The organism is Geomonas oryzae (assembly GCF_004117875.1).
In the GTDB taxonomy this organism is placed as follows: domain Bacteria; phylum Desulfobacterota; class Desulfuromonadia; order Geobacterales; family Geobacteraceae; genus Geomonas; species Geomonas oryzae.
This window is the reverse complement of the sequence record NZ_RAHW01000010.1, coordinates 119,029-143,247: the sequence shown is the minus strand read 5'-3', so window position 1 is coordinate 143,247 and position 24,219 is coordinate 119,029. Positions and strand designations below refer to the sequence as shown.

The 24,219-nt window shown below is 61.7% G+C and carries 23 protein-coding genes and 2 rRNA genes; 15 read left to right on the top strand and 10 right to left on the bottom strand.

Annotated elements, in window-relative coordinates; translation table 11 throughout:
* Together D6Z24_RS20425 and rrf are read left to right on the top strand one after the other, a co-directional pair.
* Positions 1-84: ribosomal RNA gene (locus tag D6Z24_RS20425) — 23S ribosomal RNA — on the top strand; the annotation flags it as partial.
* A gap of 161 nt (positions 85-245) precedes the next feature.
* Positions 246-362 (top strand): 5S ribosomal RNA (rrf, locus tag D6Z24_RS20420).
* An 84-nt stretch (positions 363-446) separates the two neighbouring features.
* Here the strand turns inward: rrf and D6Z24_RS20415 are convergent.
* Complete coding sequence (locus D6Z24_RS20415) at positions 447-1,955, bottom strand: radical SAM protein (protein ID WP_129128460.1); 1,509 nt, start codon at positions 1,953-1,955, stop codon at positions 447-449.
* Positions 1,956-2,183: 228 nt separating this feature from the next.
* Here D6Z24_RS20415 and ung point away from each other — a divergent pair, with 228 nt between their 5' ends.
* Positions 2,184-2,873 carry a uracil-DNA glycosylase gene (ung, locus tag D6Z24_RS20410; protein WP_129128459.1) on the top strand — a complete coding sequence of 230 codons (690 nt, stop codon included), beginning with the start codon at positions 2,184-2,186 and terminating at the stop codon, positions 2,871-2,873.
* 57 nt (positions 2,874-2,930) lie between these two features.
* Here ung and D6Z24_RS20405 read toward each other — a convergent pair whose 3' ends face one another.
* On the bottom strand, positions 2,931-4,529 hold the full coding sequence (locus D6Z24_RS20405; RefSeq protein ID WP_129128458.1) for a methyl-accepting chemotaxis protein: 1,599 nt from the start codon (positions 4,527-4,529) through the stop codon (positions 2,931-2,933).
* Positions 4,530-4,826: 297 nt separating this feature from the next.
* On the opposite strand from D6Z24_RS20405, the gene D6Z24_RS20400 reads away from it, so the two are divergent.
* Positions 4,827-5,132 (top strand): hypothetical protein, encoded by a 306-nt coding sequence (locus D6Z24_RS20400; protein WP_129128457.1) that lies wholly within the window; start codon positions 4,827-4,829, stop codon positions 5,130-5,132.
* Between the two features lie 43 nt (positions 5,133-5,175).
* Here the strand turns inward: D6Z24_RS20400 and D6Z24_RS20395 are convergent, their stop codons facing one another.
* The 3 genes from D6Z24_RS20395 to D6Z24_RS20385 are packed head-to-tail and all read right to left on the bottom strand — an operon-like array spanning position 5,176 to position 8,552.
* Positions 5,176-7,365 carry an ATP-binding protein gene (locus D6Z24_RS20395; RefSeq protein ID WP_129128456.1) on the bottom strand — a complete coding sequence of 730 codons (2,190 nt, stop codon included), beginning with the start codon at positions 7,363-7,365 and terminating at the stop codon, positions 5,176-5,178.
* The gene (locus D6Z24_RS20390) at positions 7,352-8,227 is read right to left on the bottom strand and encodes an HDOD domain-containing protein (protein ID WP_129128455.1); all 876 of its coding nucleotides are present in this window, start codon (positions 8,225-8,227) and stop codon (positions 7,352-7,354) included. The genes D6Z24_RS20395 and D6Z24_RS20390 overlap by 14 nt, the downstream gene beginning before the upstream one ends.
* A complete protein-coding gene (locus D6Z24_RS20385) occupies positions 8,217-8,552 on the bottom strand; it encodes a hypothetical protein (RefSeq protein ID WP_246014749.1) in 336 nt (111 codons plus the stop codon). The genes D6Z24_RS20390 and D6Z24_RS20385 overlap by 11 nt, the downstream gene beginning before the upstream one ends.
* 191 nt (positions 8,553-8,743) lie before the next feature.
* Between D6Z24_RS20385 and D6Z24_RS20380 the strand changes: the two genes are divergently transcribed.
* The 3 genes from D6Z24_RS20380 (at position 8,744) to D6Z24_RS20370 (ending at position 11,255) form a co-directional block, all read left to right on the top strand.
* Positions 8,744-9,670, top strand: a complete 927-nt coding sequence (locus D6Z24_RS20380; RefSeq protein WP_129128465.1) for a DMT family transporter — start codon at positions 8,744-8,746, stop codon at positions 9,668-9,670.
* An 81-nt stretch (positions 9,671-9,751) separates the two neighbouring features.
* Positions 9,752-10,537: a DNA-formamidopyrimidine glycosylase family protein gene (locus tag D6Z24_RS20375; RefSeq protein ID WP_129128453.1), complete on the top strand. Its 786-nt coding sequence runs from the start codon at positions 9,752-9,754 to the stop codon at positions 10,535-10,537.
* Between the two features lie 190 nt (positions 10,538-10,727).
* On the top strand, positions 10,728-11,255 hold the full coding sequence (locus D6Z24_RS20370; RefSeq protein WP_129128452.1) for a DUF4142 domain-containing protein: 528 nt from the start codon (positions 10,728-10,730) through the stop codon (positions 11,253-11,255).
* A gap of 75 nt (positions 11,256-11,330) precedes the next feature.
* On the opposite strand, the gene D6Z24_RS20365 is transcribed toward D6Z24_RS20370, so the two are convergent.
* Positions 11,331-12,869 carry a cytochrome B6 gene (locus tag D6Z24_RS20365; RefSeq protein WP_129128451.1) on the bottom strand — a complete coding sequence of 513 codons (1,539 nt, stop codon included), beginning with the start codon at positions 12,867-12,869 and terminating at the stop codon, positions 11,331-11,333.
* 433 nt (positions 12,870-13,302) lie between these two features.
* Between D6Z24_RS20365 and D6Z24_RS21885 the strand changes: the two genes are divergently transcribed.
* From D6Z24_RS21885 to aroC, 5 genes are all read left to right on the top strand, one after another.
* A complete protein-coding gene (locus D6Z24_RS21885) occupies positions 13,303-13,629 on the top strand; it encodes a hypothetical protein (RefSeq protein WP_246014747.1) in 327 nt (108 codons plus the stop codon).
* A gap of 2 nt (positions 13,630-13,631) precedes the next feature.
* A complete protein-coding gene (locus D6Z24_RS20355; protein ID WP_129128449.1) occupies positions 13,632-14,162 on the top strand; it encodes a YMGG-like glycine zipper-containing protein in 531 nt (176 codons plus the stop codon).
* 316 nt (positions 14,163-14,478) lie between these two features.
* The gene (gene lnt / locus D6Z24_RS20350) at positions 14,479-16,044 is read left to right on the top strand and encodes an apolipoprotein N-acyltransferase (RefSeq protein ID WP_246014746.1); all 1,566 of its coding nucleotides are present in this window, start codon (positions 14,479-14,481) and stop codon (positions 16,042-16,044) included.
* A 67-nt stretch (positions 16,045-16,111) separates the two neighbouring features.
* Positions 16,112-18,226, top strand: coding sequence for a glycogen debranching protein GlgX (gene glgX / locus D6Z24_RS20345; protein WP_129128448.1), 2,115 nt, complete (start codon positions 16,112-16,114; stop codon positions 18,224-18,226).
* A 2-nt stretch (positions 18,227-18,228) separates the two neighbouring features.
* Positions 18,229-19,311 carry a chorismate synthase gene (gene aroC / locus D6Z24_RS20340; protein ID WP_129128447.1) on the top strand — a complete coding sequence of 361 codons (1,083 nt, stop codon included), beginning with the start codon at positions 18,229-18,231 and terminating at the stop codon, positions 19,309-19,311.
* Between the two features lie 3 nt (positions 19,312-19,314).
* Here aroC and D6Z24_RS20335 read toward each other — a convergent pair whose 3' ends face one another.
* Positions 19,315-19,746, bottom strand: coding sequence for a hypothetical protein (locus tag D6Z24_RS20335; RefSeq protein ID WP_129128446.1), 432 nt, complete (start codon positions 19,744-19,746; stop codon positions 19,315-19,317).
* Positions 19,747-19,749: 3 nt separating this feature from the next.
* A complete protein-coding gene (locus D6Z24_RS20330) occupies positions 19,750-20,199 on the bottom strand; it encodes a hypothetical protein (RefSeq protein WP_129128445.1) in 450 nt (149 codons plus the stop codon).
* Positions 20,200-20,410: 211 nt separating this feature from the next.
* Here D6Z24_RS20330 and D6Z24_RS20325 point away from each other — a divergent pair, with 211 nt between their 5' ends.
* Positions 20,411-20,923: a DUF1440 domain-containing protein gene (locus D6Z24_RS20325; protein WP_129128444.1), complete on the top strand. Its 513-nt coding sequence runs from the start codon at positions 20,411-20,413 to the stop codon at positions 20,921-20,923.
* 25 nt (positions 20,924-20,948) lie between these two features.
* The gene (locus D6Z24_RS20320) at positions 20,949-21,818 is read left to right on the top strand and encodes a sterol desaturase family protein (RefSeq protein WP_129128443.1); all 870 of its coding nucleotides are present in this window, start codon (positions 20,949-20,951) and stop codon (positions 21,816-21,818) included.
* Between the two features lie 83 nt (positions 21,819-21,901).
* On the opposite strand, the gene D6Z24_RS20315 is transcribed toward D6Z24_RS20320, so the two are convergent.
* Entirely contained in the window at positions 21,902-22,087 is a 186-nt protein-coding gene (locus D6Z24_RS20315) for a hypothetical protein (RefSeq protein WP_129128442.1), read from the bottom strand.
* A 105-nt stretch (positions 22,088-22,192) separates the two neighbouring features.
* Positions 22,193-22,714 (bottom strand): M48 metallopeptidase family protein, encoded by a 522-nt coding sequence (locus D6Z24_RS20310; RefSeq protein ID WP_129128441.1) that lies wholly within the window; start codon positions 22,712-22,714, stop codon positions 22,193-22,195.
* Positions 22,715-22,937: 223 nt separating this feature from the next.
* Here D6Z24_RS20310 and bioF point away from each other — a divergent pair, with 223 nt between their 5' ends.
* The gene (gene bioF / locus D6Z24_RS20305) at positions 22,938-24,107 is read left to right on the top strand and encodes an 8-amino-7-oxononanoate synthase (protein WP_129128440.1); all 1,170 of its coding nucleotides are present in this window, start codon (positions 22,938-22,940) and stop codon (positions 24,105-24,107) included.
* Positions 24,108-24,219 lie beyond the last annotated feature (112 nt).

Genomic DNA, 24,219 nt, shown 5'->3' with positions numbered 1-24,219 from the left:
AGACCACAACGTTGATAGGCCGGGTGTGTAAGTGCAGCAATGCATTCAGCTTACCGGTACTAATCGGCCGTGAGGCTTGACCATAAAAAATTACTAGAGAGGGGGGTGGACCTCCACCCCCCGATCATATACTGCCGAATCCTACGATCACGAAATGCAATTGTAAAACTGTCAGACCAGTCTGACCAGTCCGACTGGTCCGACGTCCGACGATAGAGAGCTTCGCGCTAAGCGCGTAAAAGTTTCTCTGTGGCAATGCCGAGAGGGTCACACCCGTTCCCATCCCGAACACGGAAGTTAAGCCTCTCTGGGCCGATGGTACTGCACTGGTAACGGTGTGGGAGAGTAGGTCGCCGCAGGGGATTTAATAGAGAAGCCCCACCGGAATCCCGGTGGGGCTTTTCGTTTTTCCGCCTCAAGCCAACTGTCACGCCCGTCGGCGTCGGTCAAGCCTCAGCCTGAATCATAGGACATTCCGCCGGCGGCACGAAGACCGTACCTGATTTGAAATACGCCTCCCGGAAGCAGTACCCCGCCTTGCTTTGGCATTTAGCCAGATCCTTGCAGTCGTAGCATGCCGCGCCCTTGAACTGCTCCGACCTCGGATGCGCGAAGTTCCGCAACGCATCGCTGTTCCAAACCTCGGCTATCGAGTCCTTTGACACGTCTCCCACGAACAGCATCTCGTCTCGTGGCACCGTGTCGTACAACATCACCTTGCCGTCGGGCGTGATGGTCATGCTGCTGTGGGCTCCGTAGCGTCCTTCCTCCCTGCAGAGTGTTATCTTATCCGCGATTCCCTGGTCCTCCCCGGGCAGTGGCACCAATGGTTCACCGTATCTGTCCCCGGACCGCTCACCCTGCTCCAGCCCAGCGGTTGCGAGGTCAATTTCCGGGAAATCAATCCGCGCCTGACGGCATTGCTCCAGTATGGAGTTGCGCTCTTCCGTCCCGAGGAACATCTTGTCTGTGTTGCCTGTCAGGCTTCTATTGTAGGCCGCGATGGATATCTGGCGTACCCCCATGTCCTGAAGTTCCTCAACCCATTGGTAAACGTGTGGAGCGGTCAATGCCGTCACAACGGATTTGACTCTGAGGTTGAACCCCCTCTTCAGAAGGTTTCGGATACTGCGCACGGCCCTGTTGTAGTATCCCGGGCTGCCGGCAAGTTTGTCGGCAGTAGGTTCATCTGGATCCATGCTTAGTTGGATCTCCCGGACGTACTGGTTAACTGGCTGTGTCATGCCTATTGCGACGAGGCTGTCTGCAATTTCCTCGGTTATATGGCACTTCGTCGAAAGCGTGAATAGCATCTCCAGCGCGATCATTTCCTCGATCAACTGCAGCGCATCCTTTCTCAAAAGGGGATCACCGCCGGAAAGCGTGACTTGATCGATGCCAAGCCCCTTCGCCTCCCGCAGCAACTCTTTCCAGCGCTCGGTCGACAACAACTTTCCTTCCGGGACACAGTGCCCTTTGGCGAAGCAGTAAGCACAGTTAGGCTGACAGTCGTTGCTGAACATTACGTTTAAAGAAATCGGGTTGGCGAGCCGCTGCTGCTCCTTCCACCTGGACGCTTTTACCACGAAATCAAAAGGGTCGATGCGTTTTACGTACGCCTCCAACTCCGGAGTCATGTTGACGACGGCATCATCTTCTCGGTTCGCTTCACTTATTATTCTGGTGATGAATTCCTGTGATTTTTCCGGCGACTCCAGGTTAAATGCGTACTGTGCGATCATGGTCAGGTGTCTGACCGTTAGTCGCCCGTCCATAAGTGCCAAGGCGGCACCAGCCTTGGGAGAGAGGACGCAGTAGCGGGGCCGCTCGTGATCGTAACGACACAATAGTGTCCAGTGGCCGTTCCGCTTCAGGCGCCAATAAGGGGAAATGACCGGAATGGTGGTTTCTGTTATGGCGACGTCCTTTCCTAGAACAGCACACTCTAGTGGCATTTGATTGCTCCTCCTTGGAGAGTCGGTTCCCCGATTTTGCAACCCCACCAGTCTACTTCGGCATTAAAACCTGTCAATGTTTGTTGCGGGTGACTCAGCCCCAAGAATTCGGACAACAAAACCCATCATCGTTCCAACGCACCCGTGTCCGGCAAGATTTTCTTGGATCGTGGCTGTTAGATGTGCTAATTTCCGGCTGCGTCACACCAACATGCGGAGCATTTAGTCATGTCGATCGAAGCACAGATACGGCTTGAAGAGAGCTGGAAATCACACCTTCTGGAAGAGTTCGAGAAACCGTACATGTGCGCCTTGAAGGAGTTTTTAAGGCAGGAGATCTTGAAGCGGAAGGTCATTTATCCAAAAGGAAGTGAGTACTTCAATGCTCTTAACACCACCTCCTTCGACAGGGTAAAAGTGGTCATCCTCGGACAGGATCCTTACCACGGACCGGACCAAGCCCACGGCCTGTGTTTCTCGGTCCGCAAAGGGGTCGATATCCCCCCGTCGCTCGTCAATATATACAAGGAGATCCAGAGCGACCTCGGGCTGCCTGCTTCGGCGTTCAGCCATGGACACCTGGCTTCATGGGCCGAGCAGGGGGTGTTGCTTTTGAACAGCGTGCTGACGGTGGAGGCGGGCAGGGCGGCGTCGCACCAGGGAAAAGGGTGGGAGGCCTTCACGGACCGGGTCATCTCCGTTCTCAACGAGAAGAAGGACCACGTGGTGTTCATGCTGTGGGGGGCTTATGCCCACAAGAAGGGGGCCGTCATCGACGAAAGGAGGCATCTTGTGCTGCGCGCTCCGCACCCCTCGCCTCTGTCCGCCCATCGCGGTTTCCTGGGATGCCGGCATTTTTCCAAAGCCAATGCCTACCTCGTCCGGCACGGGCTTGATCCGATCGACTGGACACCATAAACGAAAGGCCCGGGTGATTCACCCGGGCCTTTTTCACATGCGCCTATTTCACCGCTGTCAGAACCTGAATTTCCTGATCTGCCCCTTCAGGTTTTCCGACAGGTTGTTCAACTGGTTCGCTGTGGCCATCGATTCGCGGTTTGCCCTGGCAGCCCCTTGAATGATGCCGGTAATCAGGTGCACGTTGTTGCTGATTTCGCGGCTGGTCGCGCTTTGCTCCTCGGCAGCGGTGGCGATCTGGCCTATCTGCTGGGTCACCTCGTTGATCTGCCTTTGAATCTCCTCTAGGCTCTGCCCCGACTTGACCGAATCTTCCGCGCCCTTGGACGCCTCCGTGGCGCTCTCCTGCATTACCTGCACCGCCTTCGTCGTCTCTTCCTGAATCGAGCGGATGTTCACCTCGATCTGCTTCGTAGCGTTGGTGGTCCTTTCGGCGAGTCGGCGCACCTCGTCGGCCACCACGGCGAAGCCGCGTCCCTGCTCTCCGGCCCGCGCAGCCTCTATCGCCGCGTTGAGCGCCAGCAGGTTGGTCTGGTCCGCGATGTCCTGGATGGTGCTGATGATGTCACCGATCTGCTCGGATTTGGCACCCAGGGAGCTCACACTCTCCGAGGTGAGATGGACCTTTTCATTGATCAGCTGCATGCCGCGAATGCTGCGCTGCACGTCGGCTGCACCGATCGTGGCCAGATCGCAGGCGCGCTGGGCGCTCTCGACCGCCTGGAGGCAGTTGTGCGATATGTCGGCCGAGGTCGCAGCCATCTCTTCACCTGCGGTAGAAACAGATTCGGTTTGCCCGGCGACATCTTCCGAGGTTTGTGCAAGCTTTTGGGTGCTGCCGTGCAGTTCGGAGCTCGCGTTGGCGACGGAGTTGGCATTGTCAGCCACCGACTCGACGATCGCGTGGACCTGTTCGATGAACCTGTTGAAGTAGCGGCTCGCCGTGCCGATCTCGTCGTTTGATTCCTTGAGTCGGTGGGTGAGATTGCCATCCCCTTCGGCTACGTCCTTAAGAGTCGCGATCAGGGCACGCATCGGCTCCAAGGCACGGTGCATGACCAGGTAGGCAACGAGGGCAAGCAGGCCGGCGAGCAGCGCGGATATGGCGAAGCTCAGGTATTTGAGCTGGTCGAAGACGGCCAGGAACTGTGATTTCTTCTCACCGACGAAGAGGGCGCCGATCACCTTGCCGCTGCCGTCCTGCAGCGGCAGATATGAGGCGAAGTGAGGCGTCCCGAGGATCTTCGCTTCCCCTAGGTAGCTGGAGGCCCGGTCGATGACTGCATCGCGGGCGGGGCCCTGGAGGCTCGTGCCGACCGCGCGGGTGCCGTCGTCCTTCTTTATGGTGGTCGCAACCCGCGTGTCCCCCCGGAAAATGGTGGCTTCGCCGCCGAAGATTTCCTTCATTTTGTCGGTCACATCGTTGCGGCCGTCGAGGGGCAGTCCGTTTGCCTGCAGCTTCCCGTCGGCAAGGGTGAACGATGCGCCGTTGGGCGCGACGAGTTCCTTGAATGCTTTCGTGCGAGAGGTAAGCCCGACGGTGACTTGCCTGGTTATCTCCTTCTTGATTACGTACAGTGTGATCGCCGACGTCGTTACGGTAGCGATCAGGACGATGGCTACGTTGGCGATGAAGATCTTTTTGCTGATGTTCATTGGTAAGACCTCTTGTTGCAAACGGGTGTTGTGAAAACCATTACGCTTTTGAAGCTCTATCGGCTTACTGTCGAGAATCTTTAGAAAATGTATGACAAAAATTGTATACACTTTGTGGCCAGAAAGGGAGCAGAGACGGGGGAGAGGCCCACTGTCACAGGGGAAAGGATGGGGGCTACGAAGCTTTCGTAATCAGTGTGAAAACCAGGTGTTGATTGATAATGATTTTTAGTTGCAAAGCCTGAGGGGTCTCTTCTATACTTTCAGCATGGAGTAGAATAGAAAAGGAGGTTTGCCATGAAACGACTTGTGAGAACATTTGCTGTCGTTACGACTGTCTCTCTCATGTCAGTAATTTCCGTACTGGCAGCCGACACCGGAATGGGGATGAGCCCTGACAACAGCTCGAACAAAGACCAATGCCTGCTGGTCGCTCAGACTTGCAAAGACAGTGTAGACTCACTGCAGCAGAGAATCGACCGGCTGCACCGTGAGATCAGCAAAGGAAACAGCGTGTACACGAATGAGGAGTTGAGGAGCCTGGAGTCTCAGCTTAAAGATGCAATAAGCACCATGGAGGTCCTGACGCGGGGAGGGGCTTGACGGTTCATGCATCAACACTCGGGCGAAAAATGGAGGCTGCGGTTCATGCCTCCATTTTTGTTGCCGCAGCGTCGTTGCCGCAGGCAACTGCGACGAAAGCTGCGTATGCCTCCTGCAACTGACGGTACAGTCCTGGGAGCGGCCCCATCTGCTGCGCCTTGGCGAGGGCTTCCATCTCGGCAGCAAGGTTTCGCATGCGTACCGCGCCCATGTTGCCGGCCGTTCCGGCGATGGTGTGGGACTTGAAATAGCAGGTTTCGTGGTCGCCATTTTGCAGCGCTTCGCCGAGCAGATGCAGGTGCTCCGAAACTGCACTAACGAACTTCTCGACGAAGACGCCCACCATCTCCTGGTCGCCGCCCAGGCGCTCGAGCAGATCCTCGACATCGAAGTCCATGGGGGCTGCAGGAGGAGGCGGCGCTTCCGCCTCGTCGGTCGGAGCGCCCGCGGCGGGATACTCCGACGCAACCTCTGCCGTGATCCTGCGAATCACCGACTTCAGGTCGCGCTCCCGCACCGGCTTGGAAATATGGCTGTCCATGCCGGCCTCCCGGCAGATGGCGACGTCTTCCTTCATCGCGTTGGCGGTCATGGCGCAGATGTGAATACGTCGGCCCGTGCCGCGTTCCCGCTCGCGGATGGTCCTCGTTGCCTCCAGTCCGTCCATCACCGGCATCTGTACGTCCATGAAGATGAGGTCGTACTCCCCCCGGTCCCACTTCTCCAGCGCCTCCTTGCCGTTTTCGGCGCAGTCGACCTCGTGGTTGCCCGTCTTGCCGATCAGCTTGAGCGATATGAGTTGGTTGATGGGGACGTCGTCGACCAGCAGGATGCGCAGCGGTCGAGCCGTATGTACCGGCTGTTCATCGCCTTCATCGACGGCGGGGAACTCCCCTGGCTGGGGAAGCCTGCTCTTCAGGGTGAAGCTGAAGACGCTTCCCTCCCCGAGGCGGCTCTCCACGACGATCTTGCCCCCCATCAGTTCCACGAGGCTCCTGCTTATGGAGAGTCCGAGTCCGGTCCCACCGTAGAGACGGGTGGTCGAACTGTCGGCCTGGGAGAACTTCTCGAAGATGACGTCGAGTGCGTGCGGGGCGATACCGATACCGGTATCCGCAACGGCGAACTTGAGCCGGACCTCACCGTCGCTCTTGCCAAGGAGCAGGCACTTCACGGTGATCGATCCTTTGTGGGTGAACTTGAGCGCGTTACCGACCAGGTTGCCGAGCACCTGCCCTATCCTGACCGGGTCGCCGACTACGAACTGCGGCAGGTCGGGGCCGGCGTCTAGAAGCACCTGCACCCCCTTTTCCTGCCCGCGCAGCATGAAGGGTTGGAGGCAGCGGTCGAGGAAACGGTGCAGGTCGAACACGATCGCCTCGAGGGTGATCATCCCGGCCTCCACCTTGGAGATGTCGAGGATCTCGTTGATGATGGTGAGAAGGCTTTCCGCACAGTCTGAAAGCGACTCGAGATAGTTTCGCTGCACCTTGTCGAGAGGGGTTTCCATGAGGAGCCTCGCGAGACCTATGACACCGTTCATCGGTGTCCTTATCTCGTGGCTCATGTTGGCGAGAAAGACGCTCTTCGCTGCGGTGGCCGCCTCGGCGCGTACCAGGGCGTGCTCCAGTTCTGTGGTCCGCTGCTGTACCTTGAGTTCCAGGTTCTGCATGTGTTCCTGGAGCATTTCGTACAGCTCCGAGTTCTCCACCGCATAGGCTGTGTTGATCAGGATGCTGCTCAGGGCGTTGAGGGTCGAGACCTCGGCGCTCAGGTGGCTTCCCCGCATGATGCCGGCGAACATCCCCCTGATGCGGCTGTTGGTGGCAAGTACGTGCAAGACGAGGGTGTCGGTCCCGGAGACGGTGGGGACCACCACCGGATGGTTCTGGTTCAGGGCCCACGCGAAGGTGCCGTCCTGGACACGGGCCTCGACCTCCTTCCTTATCGCGGCCCCGGCCCGTTCCGGTTCGCAGACCGTGAGGTCGAAGGAGGAATCGTCGTCGATGCCGAACATGGAGAGGGTGGCGAATGGGATCAGGCGCTTCAACTGCCCGAAGACGGCCCTGATCACGAAGGACGACTCCTTCACCCGGTAGATGTCCGACTGCAGATCACTGCAGGCGGTGAGGACGTCGAGGGTGCGGACGTAGTTCAGGTTCGTCTCTTCGAGGAAACTCACCCGCTCCTGGAGGTTCCTGATCTGGATATCCCTGGGGTCATCGGGCGCCATCTTCACCCCCGAAAAGGACCGAGACCGTCTGCTCGTAGGTCGTGTCCACCTGCTTGATAAGCGTGGGGAGGAAGTAGCAGGAGATCTGCAGCCGCTCCCAGACCGCGTGGTCCAGTTGCGGCACGAAGATCTCGCCGCTGTTGCCGATCTGCATGGCGTGGGCGATGATGTCGGCGAAATGCAGTATGGAGGCCTCGCGGGGGTACTGGTCCGCCTTGCTGCAGTTGTGGTGCGTCCCCACCGGCTCGGCCACGCGCGGCGGGATCTTCCAGCGCTTCAGGAGGGCTCCGCCGACGTCGGCGTGGTCGAAGCCGAAGCGCTCGCGTTCGGCGCAGTGCAGGATCATGCCGCTGCTCCGGCATTCCTCGAGGAGTTCGAGGCAGATCTCCGGGACCCTCACGTACATGACGAGCCTTCCCACGTCGTGCAGGATGCCGGCGACGAAGAAGCGCTCCAGGTTCGCCTCCCGCTGGCTGGTGGCGAGAGTCCTGGCAGCCAGGCCGGTCGCGATGCTGTGCTTCCAGAACTGCTCCATGTTGACGAGGTCTTCCGGTATCCCCTTGAAGACGTCCATGACGGAAAGGGCGAGGGCCAGGTCGCGCACCTGCAGTACGCCTATGATGGTGACCGCCTGGGTGATGGTGTCGATCTTGGAGAAGTAGCCGAAGAGAGGGCTGTTGGCGAGCTTTAGGATCCTCGCGGTGAGCCCCTGGTCTTCCGAGATGATCTTGGCGATGTCACCAATCGAGCTGCGGGGGTGATCGATCGCCTCGGAAAGCTGCGAGTAGAAAAGCGGGAGCGAATGTATGGTGGAGACATCCTCAACCATGTGCTCGACGGAGAGTTGGGGTTTACGCAGCACGGGTCGCCCTCCTCTCGGTGCAGATGCGCATCAGCTCCTTTATCGCGGGATGCTCGGGGTCGTTGTAGACGAAAAGGTGCTCCACCTCGGCGCGCGCCTCGGCCAGGAGCTCCGGATCGATCTCCGTGCTTGTGGAGGGGGGGGCTTCCGGGTCCTCCGTGATGGTCTCCCCGACGATTTCGACTTCGAGGACACCCCACATGCGGAAGATGGAGAAATGCTTGTCGGTGAGCTCGGCACCGGCCGGCAAAAGGAGCCGTCCGCTGCGGTCACAGACGTTGCGGCTGAGGACCATGCCCGGTGCGAGGTTGTCGATGTGAACCACTGCCAAAATTGATCCTCCTCTGCGCTGGCACCAGCTCTTATGGTGTCTGCCCCACATATCGGTCCCGCTCGAAAATTCTTTAGCACCGGGTGCGCTTAAAAGAGAGCCTCCGATAAGAGCGGCACGACGCGGGAGAAATTGTGTCACAACATCTGTTGACATATCGACCTGCCCCTGTCTTTAATATGCCGATGCATACGACGACACAAGACGACCCGCGCTCTGCCAGAGCGACCTTCTGGCTGATACTGACCACCGTGTTCTGGGGGGGCAGCTTCATCTTCAACAAGATCGGTTTCCGCGAGATCCCGCCGCTCGATTTCTTCTTTTACCGGTTCGCGTTGGCTACGCTTCTCATGGCGGTTATCTGCCTGCCGCGCCTGAAACGGTTCGACCGCGGCACCTTCAAGACCGGGGTTTTGGTCGGGCTGCCGCTCGCGGCGACGAACCTCTCTTTCGTCCTCGGGGTGAGCGGCACCAGCGTCTCGCGCGCGGGCTTTCTGAACAACCTGTTCGTTCTGCTCATTCCGCTTCTGTGCTTCGCATTCTGGCGCGAGCGCCTGGACCGCTGGAGCGCGGGAGGACTCTTCCTCGCCCTGGCCGGTCTCTGGCTTTTAGCCAAGGGGGGCGTGGACGGCTTCAACCAGGGGGACCTCCTCTCCACCCTGTGCGCCCTCTTCATCGCGCTGCAGATCATCGCCGTTTCCAGGCTCGTCGGCACGGAGGACGTCTACCTTTTGAGCCTGATCCAGTTCGCCACCGTGGCCGCGGTCGGCGCCGTGCTGAACGTCGCCCTCCCGTCTCCCCCCTTAACGGTGACCTGGGTCTCGTTGGGGGCGCTTCTGTACTGCGCCGTCTTCCCCACCGTGGTCTGCTTCACCCTGCAAAACGCCTATCAGCGTTACACGACCCCCACCAAGGCGGGGCTCATCTACACGATGGACCCGGTCTGGAGCATGCTCGGGGGGACCCTTCTCCTTGGCGAGAGACTCACCGCCGAGGAATGGACCGGTTGCGCCCTCATCTTCGCCGCGGTAGTGCTTCCACTTTCGGTGAAGCGCCTGCGTGAGCGCTACTCCGGCATCGGTTGCGAGGCCGAAGGGGCCGCCGCCGACTGAGCACCCGTCGCTTTGACACCCGGGATATCATCGACTACGCTGCAAGCACATCAAAGCGCCGCCTGCGGCACGAGGAGGAGCATGCCTGAGCTTCCTGATCTTACCGTCTATGCCGAAAACCTTGGGAAGGCCCTCGTGGGGAAGAGGATCGAGAAAGGCGAGTACCACGGGAGGGGCCGCCTCAACGCCGCCGCCGAGGAACTTGCCGCCGCCGTCGCTGGTGCCGAGGTGACCGCTGTGGAGCGCACCGGCAAACAGGTGACCTTCCGCCTGGGCAACGGCAACACGCTGAAAGTCCACCTGATGCTTACCGGAGGGTTCGCCCTCACCGGTCCTTCCGAGGCGAAGGAGGTCCGCTACCCGGTGCTCACCCTGCTCTTTGCCGACGGTACCGCCCTTGTCGTGGCGGACGAGAAGGGATGGGCGAGCGTCACCCTGAACCCCGGCGCCGAGAAGGAAGCGCCCGATGCGCTAAAGATCACCGAGGAGGAGCTGCAGCGGTTGTGCGCCAGGAAGCCCCGCGCCATGATCAAGCCTTTGCTTCTCGACCAGGCGCTGATCGGGGGCATCGGCAACGCCTATGCCGACGAGATCCTCTGGGCCGCGCGCATCTCCCCCAAATCCCCTGCCGGCAAGCTCCCCCCGGAGGCGGTGCGGGCGCTCGCCGAGGCGATCCCGGCGGTCTTGAACGATGCCATCGCGGAGTTGAGAAAACGCCACCCGGATATGGTCTCCGGTGAGTACCGCGAGTTTCTGAAGGTGCACCGCCCCGAACTCAGGACCTCCCCCACCGGTGCGAGGATCCTCAAGGAGAACGTCCAGTCCAAGCGGACCTACTACACCGAGGAACAACTGCTGTACCAGTAGCATCTTCCGCTCCTCCTGACCCGCCGTTACCGAGCCTGAAGCGCCCCCTTAGGGGCGCTTTTTTATTGTCCTTCGCGAACCGGGCGAAGGTGCCGGAGCGGTTGACAAGAAGCCAAAGCCGGATACCTTTTCACGGTTAGATTTTGCTAATCTGACAAACCCCACGGCTTCGGCCACAAAAGGAGGCAACATGAAAAGGAGATTGGTATGGATGGCGGTGGTTTCCCTGTTCGCATTCTGCAGCATGCTTCTTCCGGCACTGGCGGCTGACAAGCTGACCATGTCCGAGAAGTCGTTCGTCAAGAAGGCGGCGAGCGGCGGGATGATGGAGGTCGAACTGGGACAGTTGGCCAAGGAAAAGGCAAAGTCACAGGAAGTGAAGGATTTCGCCCAGATGATGGTGACCGATCACGGCAAGGCCAACGACGAGCTGAAGACGGCGGTGGGCAACAAGTACAAGCTTCCCGCCAAGATGGAACTGAAGCACAAGGCGATGGTCGAGAAACTTCAGAAGACCTCCGCCGACGAGTTCGACAAGAAGTACGCGGAAGCGATGGTGAAAGACCACAAGAAGGACGTCGAGGACTTCAAAAAGGCGAGCAAGAAGGTGAAGGACCCCGAGATCAAGGCGTGGATCGACAAGACCCTGCCGACCCTGGAGCAGCACCTGCAGCATGCGAAGGATATGGCCCAGAAGGTGGGCGCCGCGAAGAAGTAATCGGGGTGACAAAAGGGCAAAAGGAGAGGGGCTCCGCCGCGAGGCAAAGCCCCTCTTTTTCGTTCATTCTAAAGGCTAGAGCACCCTCAGGAAGGCGACCAGGTCGTTTTGCTCCTGCTGGGTGAGCCTCAAGCCGAGCACCAGGTCGAAGAACTTCACCGTGTCCTCAAGGGTGAGGCAGCGGCCGTCGTGCATGTAGGGGGGGCTTTCCTTGATGCCGCGCAGGGTGAAGGTCTTGATGGGACCGTCGCCGGGCTCCCTGGTAAAGCGATCAAGCTGCAGGTCGTGCATCATGTGGTCGAGGTAGAACGGAGCGGGATGGCAGACGCCGCACCTCCCCTTGCCGAAGAAGACCTGCTGCCCCGCCATTTCCGACTGGGTCGCTTTGGCGGGGTCGAGGAAGCCGGCGGGGTCGAGCTTCGGGGCGGGGGGGACGTCGAACATGTTCTGCATCTGGGCCATGTGCGATACCTGGACCCGGCTGATGATGTTCATCCCTTTTTTGGCAGCGTGGATCTCATCGCCGTTGAAGTAGGCGGTGCGCTGTTCGAATTCGGAGAAGTCCTCCACGGAACGGAGGCTGCGCTTGGAGGAGTGGATCTGTTGGTTGAAAAGCCCCCTGAGGCTTACCGTGTCGAGCCGGAAGCGCCGCTCCTGGGGACGGATGTCGGGGCTTAGGTGAAACTGTGCCGTGGTGTGACCGTTCACGTGGCAGTCGAGGCAGGCGACGCCTAGGCTTGCCTGGGGGGACTTGCGGTCGTCGGTCGGGTTGAACTCCTCCTGGGGGAAGGGGGTCACCAGCATGCGCAGGCCGTCCAGCTGGACCGGGGTGAGGAGGTCCTTGAAGAGACGGTAGTAGTTGTTGATGGAGACCACCTCGCCGCGCGAGACGTCCCCCAGCTCCGGGCGGTTCTGCAGGAATATCGCCGGTGGAAACTCGGGGAGGAAGGCGTCGGGAAGGTCGAAGTCGACGTCAAAGCGCTGCAGCCTCGGAAACATGTCGATCTGCATCTGCGGGAAGACCTGGCCGCCGTTCACCTGCTTGGGATGGGGCAGCGGCGGGTAGGGGAAGATGTTCTTCGATCTCATCTCCGCCGGGTTCATCGCGGCCAGACTCTCCCAGGTCGCGCCCTTTGCCAGTCGTGCCGTGGGGCCCATGGCTATGGGCTTGCCGCGCGACATCTTTACGTCAGGCGACAGGCGCGGGCGCAGGTCGTAGCGCGCCTCGAGAAGCCGCCTCTGCGTTTCCATCACCTTGGGTTTTTCGGCGGAGTCCTTCTGGTAGACCTCCTGGAAGGTCATCATCGGCTTCTTCGCGTCCAGCGGGTCCCTGTAAAAATTGAACCCGAGGATCTTCCCCTCGTCCGGCTGGTTCTTGAATGCTGTCGACGAAGGCTCGGCTGTCGTCGCCTTGAAGATATCGGACTGATCGTGGTTTCCCCTTTGCTGCTCAGGGCGGGTCGCCGGCACATCCCTCGGCGTCTGGGCTTCCATCACCGCGTCCGGCGGCGCCTTGCGGGAGGGCTGCCCCTCCGCGGTCCATGAGTTGACGGCGGGTAGGATGAGAGCTGCTGCTAGAAACAGTGACGATACAACGGTGGCGTCTTTTCTCATACCAGGCTCCTTTTTGGGTGTAATATTGGAACCCGCTAATTTTTCCACGGTCACCGGGGAAGTCAAACCGTACTGCGGACTCCGGCGCCTTTAGGGATGACAGGCAGAGTGAAGGACGCGGTGCCTTTTCATGTCGCATCGATAGGATCTGTTGCCGTGTGCCGCGGTTTCTTTCTTAGTTTTTGCAGATACAGCGGCGGCGTTGTACAATAAGTTGGTCATTAAAGCCCGCGAAAAAGGAGGGCACGTCATGAAAAGCCACCGTATTTGCACCCTGCTTCTTCCACTGTTTCTTGTTGCAGCGTCAATAACTTCAACCGTCGCGACCAGTCATGCTGATTCCGGCGGACGAGGTGACAGGGCTGTCACTCGCTCGGTAGGGCGCTCCGGCGGATCGGTTACCTATGGCGGCCGCGGGAGCTATACGCGGTACGTGGGGCCCCGGCACGACTCTCACTTCTCGGGGAGCATCTGGATCGGACCGGGATGGGGGTACTATGACCCCTTCTTCTACCCGTATTATTACAACTACCCAGCCTATCCGTACTACTACTCCCCACCGACCGTCGTCGTGCCGCAGGAGCCGCAGGAGTACATCTCCCCCGACACGCAGCAGGAGCAAGAAGGCGGGCAGTACTGGTACTACTGCCGCAAACCGCAGGGGTACTATCCCTACGTGGAGCGCTGCCCCGGAGGGTGGTTGAAAGTGGTGCCGGACACGACGCCGCCCAGCCAGGAACAGGAAGACAAGGAGGAATGATCATGACAAGGACTTTGACCAACTTTTGCTCGCTGCTTGCCTTGCTGGTTCTGGGGGGGTGCGTAACCATGCCGACTGGGCCGAGCGTCCGCGTGCTCCCCGCGCCGGGGAAGACCTTCGAGCAGTTCATGGCTGAGGATGCCGTCTGCCGCAGGTATGCCGAGCAGCAACTCGGCATGAGTCCGCAGGATACGGCGAACCAGAACACCGCGACGAGCGCCGTGGTGGGGACCGCCATCGGTGCCGGGGTCGGGGCGGCTCTCGGCGCGGCGAGCGGCAATGCGGGGGCGGGGGCGGCCATCGGCGGCGGCACCGGCCTTCTCTTCGGTGCGGCGAGCGGCTCCGAGGCGGGCCGGGTCTACGGCTACGAGGCGCAGCGGCGCTACGACAACACCTACGTGCAGTGCATGTACGCCAAGGGGAACCAGATTCCGGGGAGCGTGCGCAAGACGCGCCGCGTGAGGAGTTATGTTCCTCCGCCACCTCCGGGGGTGTACTCGGTGCCGCCGGATTACTATCCGGAGCGTTACTGAGAAGAGGGCGCCTGTTAGGGCGCCCTTTTTATTTGGGGAAAAGCTGGGAATCATGGGAGGACTGGGAAGCCTGGGAGCAATGGGAATGCCGGAGGCTGGAGGCTGGAAGCTGGTGGGCTGGTGGGCTGGTGGGCTGGTGGGGGGAGATGCCGCCGGTGAAGGCGTGCCTCCCAGGCAAAAGGTGTAGGAAAGGGTCAGGTTCCTCTCAAGCACATCTATCGGCCTGCGCCGGCGCCCTGCCGGATTGTGGTTGTCATGCCGTTGTGGTATCGTGCGGGGGCGCGCGAGGCGCCATCAACAAAAAACAGAGGTCGTTTTGACTACTTCCAGCAACTCCCACCCCTTTGCTCCCTGGGGCGCCGCCATTCTGACCGGCATCCTGATGTTCCTGGGTTACGCCGGCTTCGACCAGTTCTACCTCGAGTGGATCTTTCTTCTCCCGCTTCTCTGGGCCATCCGCGACGTGCGCCCGCGACGCGCCTTCCTCCTCGGCTGGGTCGCCGGTATCGTGGGACACGGCGGCGGCTTCTACTGGATCATCCAGATGTTCCAGCAGTTCGCCGGTGCCCCAATGGCGGTCGGCGTCATCGGACTCGTCCTTTTGGCTGCGGCCAACGGGGTCGTGCTGGCGGCCTGGGCCTGGGGGGTGAGTCTCCTCACCCGCGGACAGGAGCGCCACCTGGTCTGGATCGCTCCCGTGCTCTGGACCGCCATGGAGAAGGTCTGGCCCGAGGTATTCCCGAACTACCTGGGCGCGAGCCAGTACAAGGTCCCGCACCTCACCCAGATCGCCGACTTCGCCGGTGTCCTCGGCGTCTCTTTCCTCGTGGTCTACATCAACGCGACGCTGTACCGCCTCCTTGCCTGCCGGCTCGAAGGTAAAGGGATGCCGTGGCGCGCGGCGGCTGCGCTCGGGGTTACCCTGGCTCTTGTGGTCGCTTACGGCGAGTTCCGCATCCGCGAGGTGGACCGCAAGGTCGCCGGGGCCAAGCAGCTAACCGTCGGTCTCGTGCAGACCAACCGCGGCGCGGCCGACCTCCACCTTTCGCCGGAAGCGATACAGCAGGAGCACCGCGATATGTCGAAGGCACTGCTCGCGGCGAAGAAGGCCGACCTCGTGGTCTGGCCGGAGGGAGTGCTGAGCCTGGGGCTTTCCTCGCGCGAGGGGACCATACCGACTTGGGCCCTCGGTGACCTGAAGGTTCCGCTGCTCTTCGGGGCCTGCCTCCAGTTGAACGAGGAGGGGGAGACCCGTTTCTACAACAGCGCACTTCTTGCCGACGCCTCGGGCAAGATCCTCGGGACCTACGACAAGACCGTACTCGTTCCCTTCGGCGAGTACATCCCCTTCGGCGACGTTTTCCCGATCCTGTACTCCTGGTCCCCGTACAGCAGCAAATTCTTCTCCGGGAAAAGCGTCGAGCCGCTCAAACTCGGACCGCACCTCCTGTCGGTGAGCATCTGCTACGAGGACATCTTCCCCACCCATATCAGGAAGCTGATGCGCGGGGGGCGCGAGGGGCGGACCCCGGCGGTCATGTTCAACCTGACCAACGACTCCTGGTACGGAAACTCCACGGAACCGATGGAGCACCTGGCTCTCGCTAGCTTTCGTTCCATCGAAAACCGCCGCTCCCTGGTGCGGGTCACCAACACCGGGATCTCCGCCTTCGTCGACCCGGCCGGACGCATCACGAGCCGCACCGGTGTCTGGACCAGGGAGGTGCTTGTGGACCGGGTGCCGCTTCTGGAGGGGAAAACAGTCTACGGCGCTGTTGGCGACTGGATCGGCTGGCTCTGCGCAGTCATCGCGCTCGGTGCCACTGTCTTCGTGACTGTATCAAACAGGCGCGGTTTGACTGGGAACCAGGATGCTTTATAGTCTGACAGGGGAAAAGTGAGTCTCACAGCCTCCCAGCTAGAGCATGTTCAACGGGGCGGAAGCTATCATGGCCAATTCGAGCGGAAGATCGGTTAGGAAGAACGCGGAGCAGCTCAAGGGAAACACCTCGCCCCTGGGCGCGACCGTCACCCCCGGCGGGGTGAACTTCAGCGTCTTCGCCAGGGATTGCAGCGGCGTCGAACTGCTCCTCTTCGACCGCGCCGACGACGCAGTCCCTTCCCGTGTCATCACCCTCGATCCTAAACAGAACCGCACCTACCACTACTGGCACGTCTTCGTTCCGGGCATCGGCGCGGGGCAGCTCTACGGTTACCGCGTCGCGGGTCCCTTCGAACCGCAGCGCGGGCGCCGCTTCGATCCCGGCAAGGTCCTCATCGACCCCTACGGCCGTGCCGTCGCCGTTCCGGACGGCTACTGCCGGGGGGACGCGTGCCTTCCCGGCGACAACGCGGCGAGCGCCATGAAGAGTGTCGTGGCCGATCCCCGCGGCTACAACTGGGAGGGGGACCAGCCGCTCAAGCGTCCCTATTCCAGTACCGTCATCTACGAGATGCACGTGGCCGGGTTCACCAGGCACCCATCCTCGGGAGTCTCCGGCGACAAACGCGGCACCTACGCGGGGCTCATCGAGAAGATCCCCTACCTGAAGGAGTTGGGCATCACCGCGGTGGAACTGCTCCCGGTATTCCAGTTCGACCCTCTCGACGCTCCCCTCGGGCTGCGCAACTACTGGGGCTACAGCCCGGTCTCCTTCTTCGCTCCCCACGCCGCCTACAGCTCCAAGCAGGGACCGCTAGGTCCCCTGGACGAGTTCCGGGACATGGTGAAGGCGCTGCACAAGGCCGGGATCGAGGTGATCCTCGACGTGGTCTACAACCACACCTCCGAGGGGGACCACAACGGCCCCACCTTCTGCTTCCGCGGCTTCGCCAACGACGTCTACTACTCGCTCGCCCCCGACGGCAGCTACTTAAACCACACCGGCTGCGGCAACACGCTTAACGCGAACCACCACGTGGTGCGCCGGCTCATCATCGACTCCCTGCATTACTGGGTGAAGGAGATGCACGTCGACGGCTTCCGTTTCGACCTCGCCTCCATACTTTCCCGCGACGGCCAAGGGCGTCCGCTCAAGGATCCCCCCATCCTCTGGGACATCGAGTCCGACCCGGCGTTGGCAGGCATAAAGCTCATCGCCGAGGCGTGGGACGCAGGGGGGCTCTACCAGGTGGGGAGCTTCATCGGGGACAGCTGGAAGGAGTGGAACGGCGAGTTCCGCGACGACGTGCGCAGCTTCCTGAAGGGGGACGAGGGGATGGTTTCCCGCTTTGCCGCGCGCATCCTGGCAAGCCCCGATATCTACGGGCACCAGGAGCGCGAGCCGGAGCAGAGCATCAACTTCGTCACCTGCCATGACGGCTTCACCCTGAACGACCTCGTCTCATACAACAAAAAGCACAACGAGGCGAACGGTGAAGGAAACCGCGACGGCTCCGACGCGAACGCAAGCTGGAACTGCGGCGTGGAGGGGCCGACGGATAATGCCGCCATCGAGGCGCTGCGCAAGCGCCAGGTGAAGAACTTCGTCGCGGTCACCCTGCTCGCCCTCGGAACGCCGATGATCCTGATGGGTGACGAGGCGCGGCGCACCCAGCTTGGAAACAACAACGCCTACTGCCAGGACAACGAGATCGGCTGGTTCGACTGGAACAAGGTCGAGGAACATGCCGACATCCACCGCTTCACGAAGGAACTGATCCGGGCACGCCTCAGGCAGAGCGAGGCGTCGTCGGATTCCATCTCGCTCAGCCGGCTGCTCGGGCAGGCGCGCCTTGAGTGGCATGGCGTCCGCCTCGGGACGCCGGACTGGAGCCACGAGTCGCACAGCATCGCCCTCACCGTCCGCAGCAACACGAAGAGCCTCGTGTTCCATTACATGGTGAACGCCTACTGGGAGCCGCTCTCTTTCATGCTCCCCTCGCCCAGGAAGCTTCCGGGGGGGAGATGGCACCGCTGGATCGACACCTCCCTCGATGCCCCGGACGACATCGCCCCGTGGGACGAGTTGCCGCTCGTCGAGGGGGAGAGTTACCGTCTTCCACCCCGCAGCCTCGTCGTGGTCGTGGCTAAGAACCGCACGGCGGGCAGGACAAGGAGCTGAACATGTCATCGGTATTCGGAACGATCTTCAGGGTTTCCACCTTCGGCGAGAGCCACTGCAAGGCGGTCGGCGCCGTCATCGACGGGGCTCCGGCCGGGATGCAACTGTCCGAGGCGGACATCCAGCCGCAGCTCGACCGCCGCCGTCCCGGGCAGAGCGAGCTCAGCACTCCCCGCGAGGAGGAGGACATCGTCACCATCCTTTCCGGCGTCGAGGGGGGTGTCACCCTCGGGACCCCCATCGGCCTCATGGTGCATAACCGCGACCAGCGCCCGGGGGACTACGAGGAGATGGCGGAGGTTCCCCGCCCCTCCCATGCCGACTACACCTACCAGATGAAGTACGGCGTGCGCGCCTCGAGCGGCGGCGGACGCTCCTCCGCGCGCGAGACCATCGGCCGGGTGGCGGCGGGCGCCATCGCCGAGAAGTACCTCTTCGAGCGTTACGGGATCGAGATCGTCGCCTGGGTGGACGCCGTCGGGGCGATCGATGCCGGGCCGGTCGACCTCGCGGGGATCACCCGCAAGGTGGTGGACGCACACCCGGTGCGCTGCGGCAACCCCGCCATGGCCCAGGCGATGGCCGACCTGATCGCCCAGGTGCGCGACAACAGGGACTCGGTAGGTGGAATGGTCTCCTGCGTCTGCCGCAACATCCCGGCCGGGCTCGGCGAGCCGGTCTTCGACAAGCTGGACGCCCTTTTGGCCCATGCCATGCTCTCCATCCCCGCATCCAAAGGGTTCGAGATCGGCTCCGGTTTCGGCGGCAGCCGCATGCTGGGAAGTGCCCACAACGACCCCTTCGTCAGTAAGGGAGAAAGGCTCGGGACCTCCAGCAACTATTCGGGCGGGGTGCAGGGGGGGATTTCCAACGGGGAGCCGGTCTACTTCCGTGTGGCGTTCAAGCCGCCGGCCACGGTGGCGCTGCCGCAGAAGACGGCTCGCTTCGACGGCAGCGAAGCGGTGCTCGAGGCGAAGGGGCGCCACGATCCGTGCATCGTGCCGCGCGCCGTCCCCGTCGTCGAGGCGATGGCCGCCCTGGTGCTCATGGACCTCGTGCTCAGGCAGGAATACCGGAAGCGTTGACGGTTAGCGGGTGCAGGCCTGTCCGAGGACGAGCCCCATCCTGGTATCGGGGGGGAGGTACTCCCATTGGGTGACGGCGGAGAGGTCGGTGCTTCTCAGCGTGCCGCCTTTCCTGTCGAGGTGGGTCGCGGCCAGGAGGTGCCCCTCCCGCTCCGTGCAGTTGATCTCGTAGCTGTAGAGGGTTTCATACAGCGGCGCCGAGTCCGGCAGCTCCTTGAGGACCTTCAGGGCATCCTTTCTTCCTTGGTCACTGTACACCACCCGCGTCCTCACCTGGAGGACCCCTTCCCGCAACGGGGTCACGCCGCTTCGGTCGAAGAAGAAGCTCGAGTCCTCGTTTTCGTCCAGCATGAACCAGTCGGGCGACGCCGCGAAGGCCGACGCCGTCAGCATCCCCACCGCAACCGTGTTGAGCAGAAAAAGTTTAACCCGCATCTCTCACCCCCTCGCATCCAATTCTTCAGCCCGCGAACGTATCTTCTGCATCTCCGTCTCCAGGTCGGTGATGATCTCCTCTTCCTCCCGTACCAGTCCGTGAACCTGGAGGGACTTTCGTAAGAGATCCAGGTCGTACTCGAGGTAGAGCGGCGCCACCGGGCTCTGCCGGGCCGATTTCAGGATCTTGCGGACGATGAAGCCGGTGAACTGCGGGTGCTCCAGCAGTTCGTGGCGCATCTCCCCGTCGTAGGGGCGCAGAATCACCCGCTCCCGCACCGGATCGCCGTGTACTGTCATCTCGGATATGAAAGTATCCGGTGCTTCCTCGGAGAGACGCACGTCGGCGATCCCCAGTGCGTAGCGCTCCGGGTGGTGCAGCCGGTCGACCAGCATGTCCCACAGCGTCTTGTGTTCGCAATGAACCACCACCTGAAGGGTGCGGATGAGCATGGGAGCCTCCTTGTGCGTGTCGTGCCTGCCGGGTATTTTGAACTAGCCAATTATAAAACGCCCTCTCATGCGGTCAAGCCGACGGCGGTGTTGAAACCATGCGACGACAAAGGGTGGTGCCCAAAATTGACAGGCGCTCGGGCGTCGTTACAATGGGCGAGGTTCCGCTGGGCACTGGAAATAAAACAGCGAGATCGCAAGGGGGTGTGTCATGGCAACGGGAAGTGACGGTTCGATGACGCAGAGGCATCCGGTCCTTGTCGCGATGGCCGCCGGCTTGATTGCCGGTGCGGCGGCGAACGCCTCGGACAGGCTCCTGGACCGGCTGGTCAGCGAGAGGCAGAAAAGGCGCGACCGGCGTGTGCGCGAGGCGCCGGCGCACCAGGTGGCCGGGCCGCGCTTCGCCGAAAGAATCGCGGGACGCAGGCTGAAAAGAGAGGAGAAGGAGCGCGCCAAGGCGGTGTTCGGCGTGCTCTACGGGCTGGGGTGGGGAGCGATCCATGGCGGGCTGCGGAGGAGGTTCCCGGCACTTTCCAGCTGGGGCGGGCTCCCCTTCGCGATCCCCTTCTTCTTCGCCTGCGACGGCGTGATCGCGCCGGCGCTCGGCATGTCGCCGGGGCTGAACCGCATCCCGTGGCAGCCAAGCGTGAAGGAAATGGGAAACCACATAACATGGACGGTGGTCGCTGAACTGGTGCATCGTCTGCTTGGGAAAGGGCGTTGAATGAGGTTGCAGAGGAGGGGTGTACATGGCAAGGACCGTTGACCCGATGAGACGGGAGCTTCCCCGGTGGTTGAACGCGTTGCTGATCGTCGGCACCGTGGCAACCGTAGCCGTCATGGAACTCAGACGCCCGCTCAGGAAAGAGCGGGAAGACAAGCTGAGGAGAAACGGACGCAACGCCGCCTTCGCCCTCATCGCGGCGACCACGGTCGGCCTCGCCGAGAAGCCGGCGGTGGTTCCCCTAGCCCATCATGTGCAGAAAAACCGGCTGGGGGCGGTCAAACTCCTGGGCCTTCCCAGGTTTGCCGAGGTGGCGCTGTCGGTTCTGCTTCTGGACTACACGCTGTTCATCTGGCATGTGCTGACCCACAAGATCCCGCTCCTTTGGCGCTTCCACAAGCCGCACCACGTAGACCTCGATCTGGACGCGAGCACGGCGCTTCGTTTCCACTTCGGCGAGTTGCTCCTGTCCGTACCGTGGCGGGCGGCCCAGGTCCGGCTGATCGGCGTCTCCCCCTTCGCCCTTGCCATGTGGCAGACCCTTACCCTCATGGCGATTCTGTTCCATCACTCGAACGTGAGACTCCCGCACCGGGTCGAGCGGCGTCTGTGCCGGCTGATCGTGACACCAAGGATGCACGGCATCCACCATTCCGTCGTCAGGTGGGAGACCGACTCCAACTGGAGCACCATCTTTTCATGGCCGGATCACCTGCATCGCACCCTGAAGCTGAACGTCCTTCAGGACTCGGTGACCATCGGTGTTGCCGGCTTCCAGGACCCGGCGCAGCTCACCCTTGCAAAGACCCTCGGCATGCCCTTTGTCAGGCAGGTGGAGGTGGAGGGGCCGAAACGGGAGGCGCTGCCGCTGCCGCCGACGGTGCTGGCAGTCTAGAGAGGCTGCCGGAGCCGGAAACGCGAAGAGACCCGTCGGGTACCCGGCGGGTCTCTTTTTTTGCGGCACGAGGAGGCGTCCGATCAGGCGAGCGGCCCCCGCGGCGGGTCCTTCGGGCGGGTGTGCACCACGCCGGTCAGGATGCCGATACCCAGGAGTATGATGCAGACGATGGCGATCTTGAAGACGGCGATGCCTGCGGTGACCAGGGCCCAGGCGACCCCGGAGATGATGAGGATGAAGCCGATGATGTAGAGCGCGAATGACATGGGTACCTCCGCGGACAGCCGTGTTGGAGTTTTCCAATCTTGCGACAGCTCAATGCTAGCGGGAGGGCTTCCGTTGTCAATGCGCGGGAGGAAGTCTCGAAGGGGCTATGCGGGGGGATTTTCCTTGTAGAGCGCCCCGGCCGTTTCCAGGCAGGTCAGGTACAGCCTGGTGTCGAACTCGAGCTGGTGGTAGTCGGGCTCCATGTACTCGCAGAGCTGGTAGAAGGCCTTGTTGTGCTCCTTCTCCTTCAGGTGGGCGAGCTCGTGCACGACGATCATCCTCAGGAACTCCACCGGGGCGACCCGGAACATGCTCGCCACCCTGATCTCGTTTTTGGCGGTGAGCTTCGCGCCCTGCACCCGCGAGACGAAGCTGTGGAGCCCCAAGGCGTGGTTGATCACGCTGATCTTCGGATCGTAGACCACCTTGCTGAGCGGCTGCGACTTGCGGAGGTACTCGTTCTTTATGCCCATGGTGAAGTCGTAGAGCGACCGGTCCGTGGTGAAGCCGTGCGGGGTGGGGTATTTGGAAAGGAGCACACTGCCGAGTTCGTTGGCTTCGAGGAGCCGCTGCACCTTGGAGGTCACCTGCTCCGAATAGCCCGCCAGATATTTTAGTCCACGCATCACTGCTTCCCTTTCGCTTTTACCTGCCGAGATTGCCCGACCGCGAAGGTAGCACATCGTCATTCCGAGTGCAAACGTCCCGGCGCGTGAATCCTGCCGGGTGTGCCGCGATATTTGAATAATCGCATGCAGTTGTCAACCAGTGCGGGTTGTCAGGTTGACGTCCCCCGGCCGCTGTGCTAATAACAGAGGCTCGACTCACCCTGAGCGGAAAGGAGAGGCCGTGCCGACATTCGCAGAAGAACTGGATAAATTGCGTGAAGAGGGGCTGTACCGCAGCATGAGGGTGATCAGCGGCGCGCAGGGAAGTCACGTGGAGCTGGAAGGAAGGCGTGTGCTCATGCTCTGCTCCAACAACTACCTGGGGCTTGCCGACCACCCGGCGCTGCGCAGTGCGGCGGTCATGGGGGTGGCGTTCGGGGTAGGCAGCGGCGCGTCGCGCCTGGTATCAGGCACCATGGAGCTGCACGCGCGTCTCGAGGAGCGCATTGCCAGGTTCAAAGGGACCGAGCGGGCCCTCGTCTTCAACTCCGGTTATGCCGCCAACACCGGTATCATCTCGGCCCTGGTCGGCCGCGGCGACGCCATCTTCTCCGACAAACTGAACCACGCGAGCATCGTGGACGGCGCCCTCCTTTCCCGAGCCAACTTCCATCGCTTCGGTCACCGCGACATGGCGGGGTTGGAGCGGCTGCTCGAGGATAAGGGGGGGAGCGGCCGGCGCCTCATCGTGACCGACGGCGTCTTCAGCATGGACGGCGACATCGCTCCGCTCAAGGAGATGGTGCGGCTAGCCAGGCGCTACGACGCGCTCCTCATGGTCGACGACGCTCACGGCACCGGCGTCCTCGGCGCCACCGGTCGCGGCACCGCCGAGCTCTTGGGCGTCATGGGCGACGTCGACATCCACATGGGGACGCTGGGGAAGGGGCTGGGGAGCTTCGGCGCCTATGCCGCGGCATCGGAAACGATCTGCGACTACCTCGTCAACAAGGCGAGGAGCTTCATCTTCTCCACCTCGATGCCCCCTGCGGTGCTCGCCCCGTCCATCGCGGCGCTCGACCTGGTCGACTCGGCGGAAGGGAAGGAGCTGCGCGACAGGCTGGCGGCAAACGTAGCACTCTTCAAGGAGCGGCTGACGGGAGCCGGCTTCGACACCATGGGGAGCGAGACCCAGATCGTCCCGATCTTCGTCGGTCCGGCGGAGGCCACCATGCGCTTCAGCCAGGAACTCCTCGAGGAGGGGATCTTCCTGCAGGGGATCCGCCCCCCGACCGTTCCGGCCGGGAGCTGCCGCCTGCGTTGCACCATCATGGCCACCCACGAGCCTGCGGATCTTGAGACCGCCGCCGACGCAATCGCCCGCGTGGGTAAGAAACTGGGCGTAGTTTAAATCAAAAGCCTGATCACAGAGGTCACAGAGGAAAAGCCAGTGCAGCACAGAGGAAAACCTGTCTTGTAGTAACCAAAGGATGCTTTTCCTCCGTGTCCTCTGTGTTGAGCTT

Excerpts from the sequence above, each read along its gene's own strand:
- aroC (WP_129128447.1), top strand. The coding sequence starts at position 18,229 with ATGTCATCGGTATTCGGAACGATCTTCAGGGTTTCCACCTTCGGCGAG.
- D6Z24_RS20395 (WP_129128456.1), bottom strand. The coding sequence starts at position 7,365 with ATGGCGCCCGATGACCCCAGGGATATCCAGATCAGGAACCTCCAGGAG.
- glgX (WP_129128448.1), top strand. The coding sequence starts at position 16,112 with ATGGCCAATTCGAGCGGAAGATCGGTTAGGAAGAACGCGGAGCAGCTC.
- D6Z24_RS20320 (WP_129128443.1), top strand. The coding sequence starts at position 20,949 with ATGGCAAGGACCGTTGACCCGATGAGACGGGAGCTTCCCCGGTGGTTG.
- D6Z24_RS20335 (WP_129128446.1), bottom strand. The coding sequence starts at position 19,746 with ATGCGGGTTAAACTTTTTCTGCTCAACACGGTTGCGGTGGGGATGCTG.
- D6Z24_RS20315 (WP_129128442.1), bottom strand. The coding sequence starts at position 22,087 with ATGTCATTCGCGCTCTACATCATCGGCTTCATCCTCATCATCTCCGGG.
- D6Z24_RS20400 (WP_129128457.1), top strand. The coding sequence starts at position 4,827 with ATGAAACGACTTGTGAGAACATTTGCTGTCGTTACGACTGTCTCTCTC.
- D6Z24_RS20365 (WP_129128451.1), bottom strand. The coding sequence starts at position 12,869 with ATGAGAAAAGACGCCACCGTTGTATCGTCACTGTTTCTAGCAGCAGCT.
- D6Z24_RS20370 (WP_129128452.1), top strand. The coding sequence starts at position 10,728 with ATGAAAAGGAGATTGGTATGGATGGCGGTGGTTTCCCTGTTCGCATTC.
- D6Z24_RS20330 (WP_129128445.1), bottom strand. The coding sequence starts at position 20,199 with ATGCTCATCCGCACCCTTCAGGTGGTGGTTCATTGCGAACACAAGACG.
- D6Z24_RS20375 (WP_129128453.1), top strand. The coding sequence starts at position 9,752 with ATGCCTGAGCTTCCTGATCTTACCGTCTATGCCGAAAACCTTGGGAAG.
- D6Z24_RS20325 (WP_129128444.1), top strand. The coding sequence starts at position 20,411 with ATGGCAACGGGAAGTGACGGTTCGATGACGCAGAGGCATCCGGTCCTT.
- D6Z24_RS20380 (WP_129128465.1), top strand. The coding sequence starts at position 8,744 with ATGCATACGACGACACAAGACGACCCGCGCTCTGCCAGAGCGACCTTC.
- ung (WP_129128459.1), top strand. The coding sequence starts at position 2,184 with ATGTCGATCGAAGCACAGATACGGCTTGAAGAGAGCTGGAAATCACAC.
- D6Z24_RS20415 (WP_129128460.1), bottom strand. The coding sequence starts at position 1,955 with ATGCCACTAGAGTGTGCTGTTCTAGGAAAGGACGTCGCCATAACAGAA.
- D6Z24_RS20355 (WP_129128449.1), top strand. The coding sequence starts at position 13,632 with ATGACAAGGACTTTGACCAACTTTTGCTCGCTGCTTGCCTTGCTGGTT.
- D6Z24_RS20405 (WP_129128458.1), bottom strand. The coding sequence starts at position 4,529 with ATGAACATCAGCAAAAAGATCTTCATCGCCAACGTAGCCATCGTCCTG.
- D6Z24_RS20310 (WP_129128441.1), bottom strand. The coding sequence starts at position 22,714 with ATGCGTGGACTAAAATATCTGGCGGGCTATTCGGAGCAGGTGACCTCC.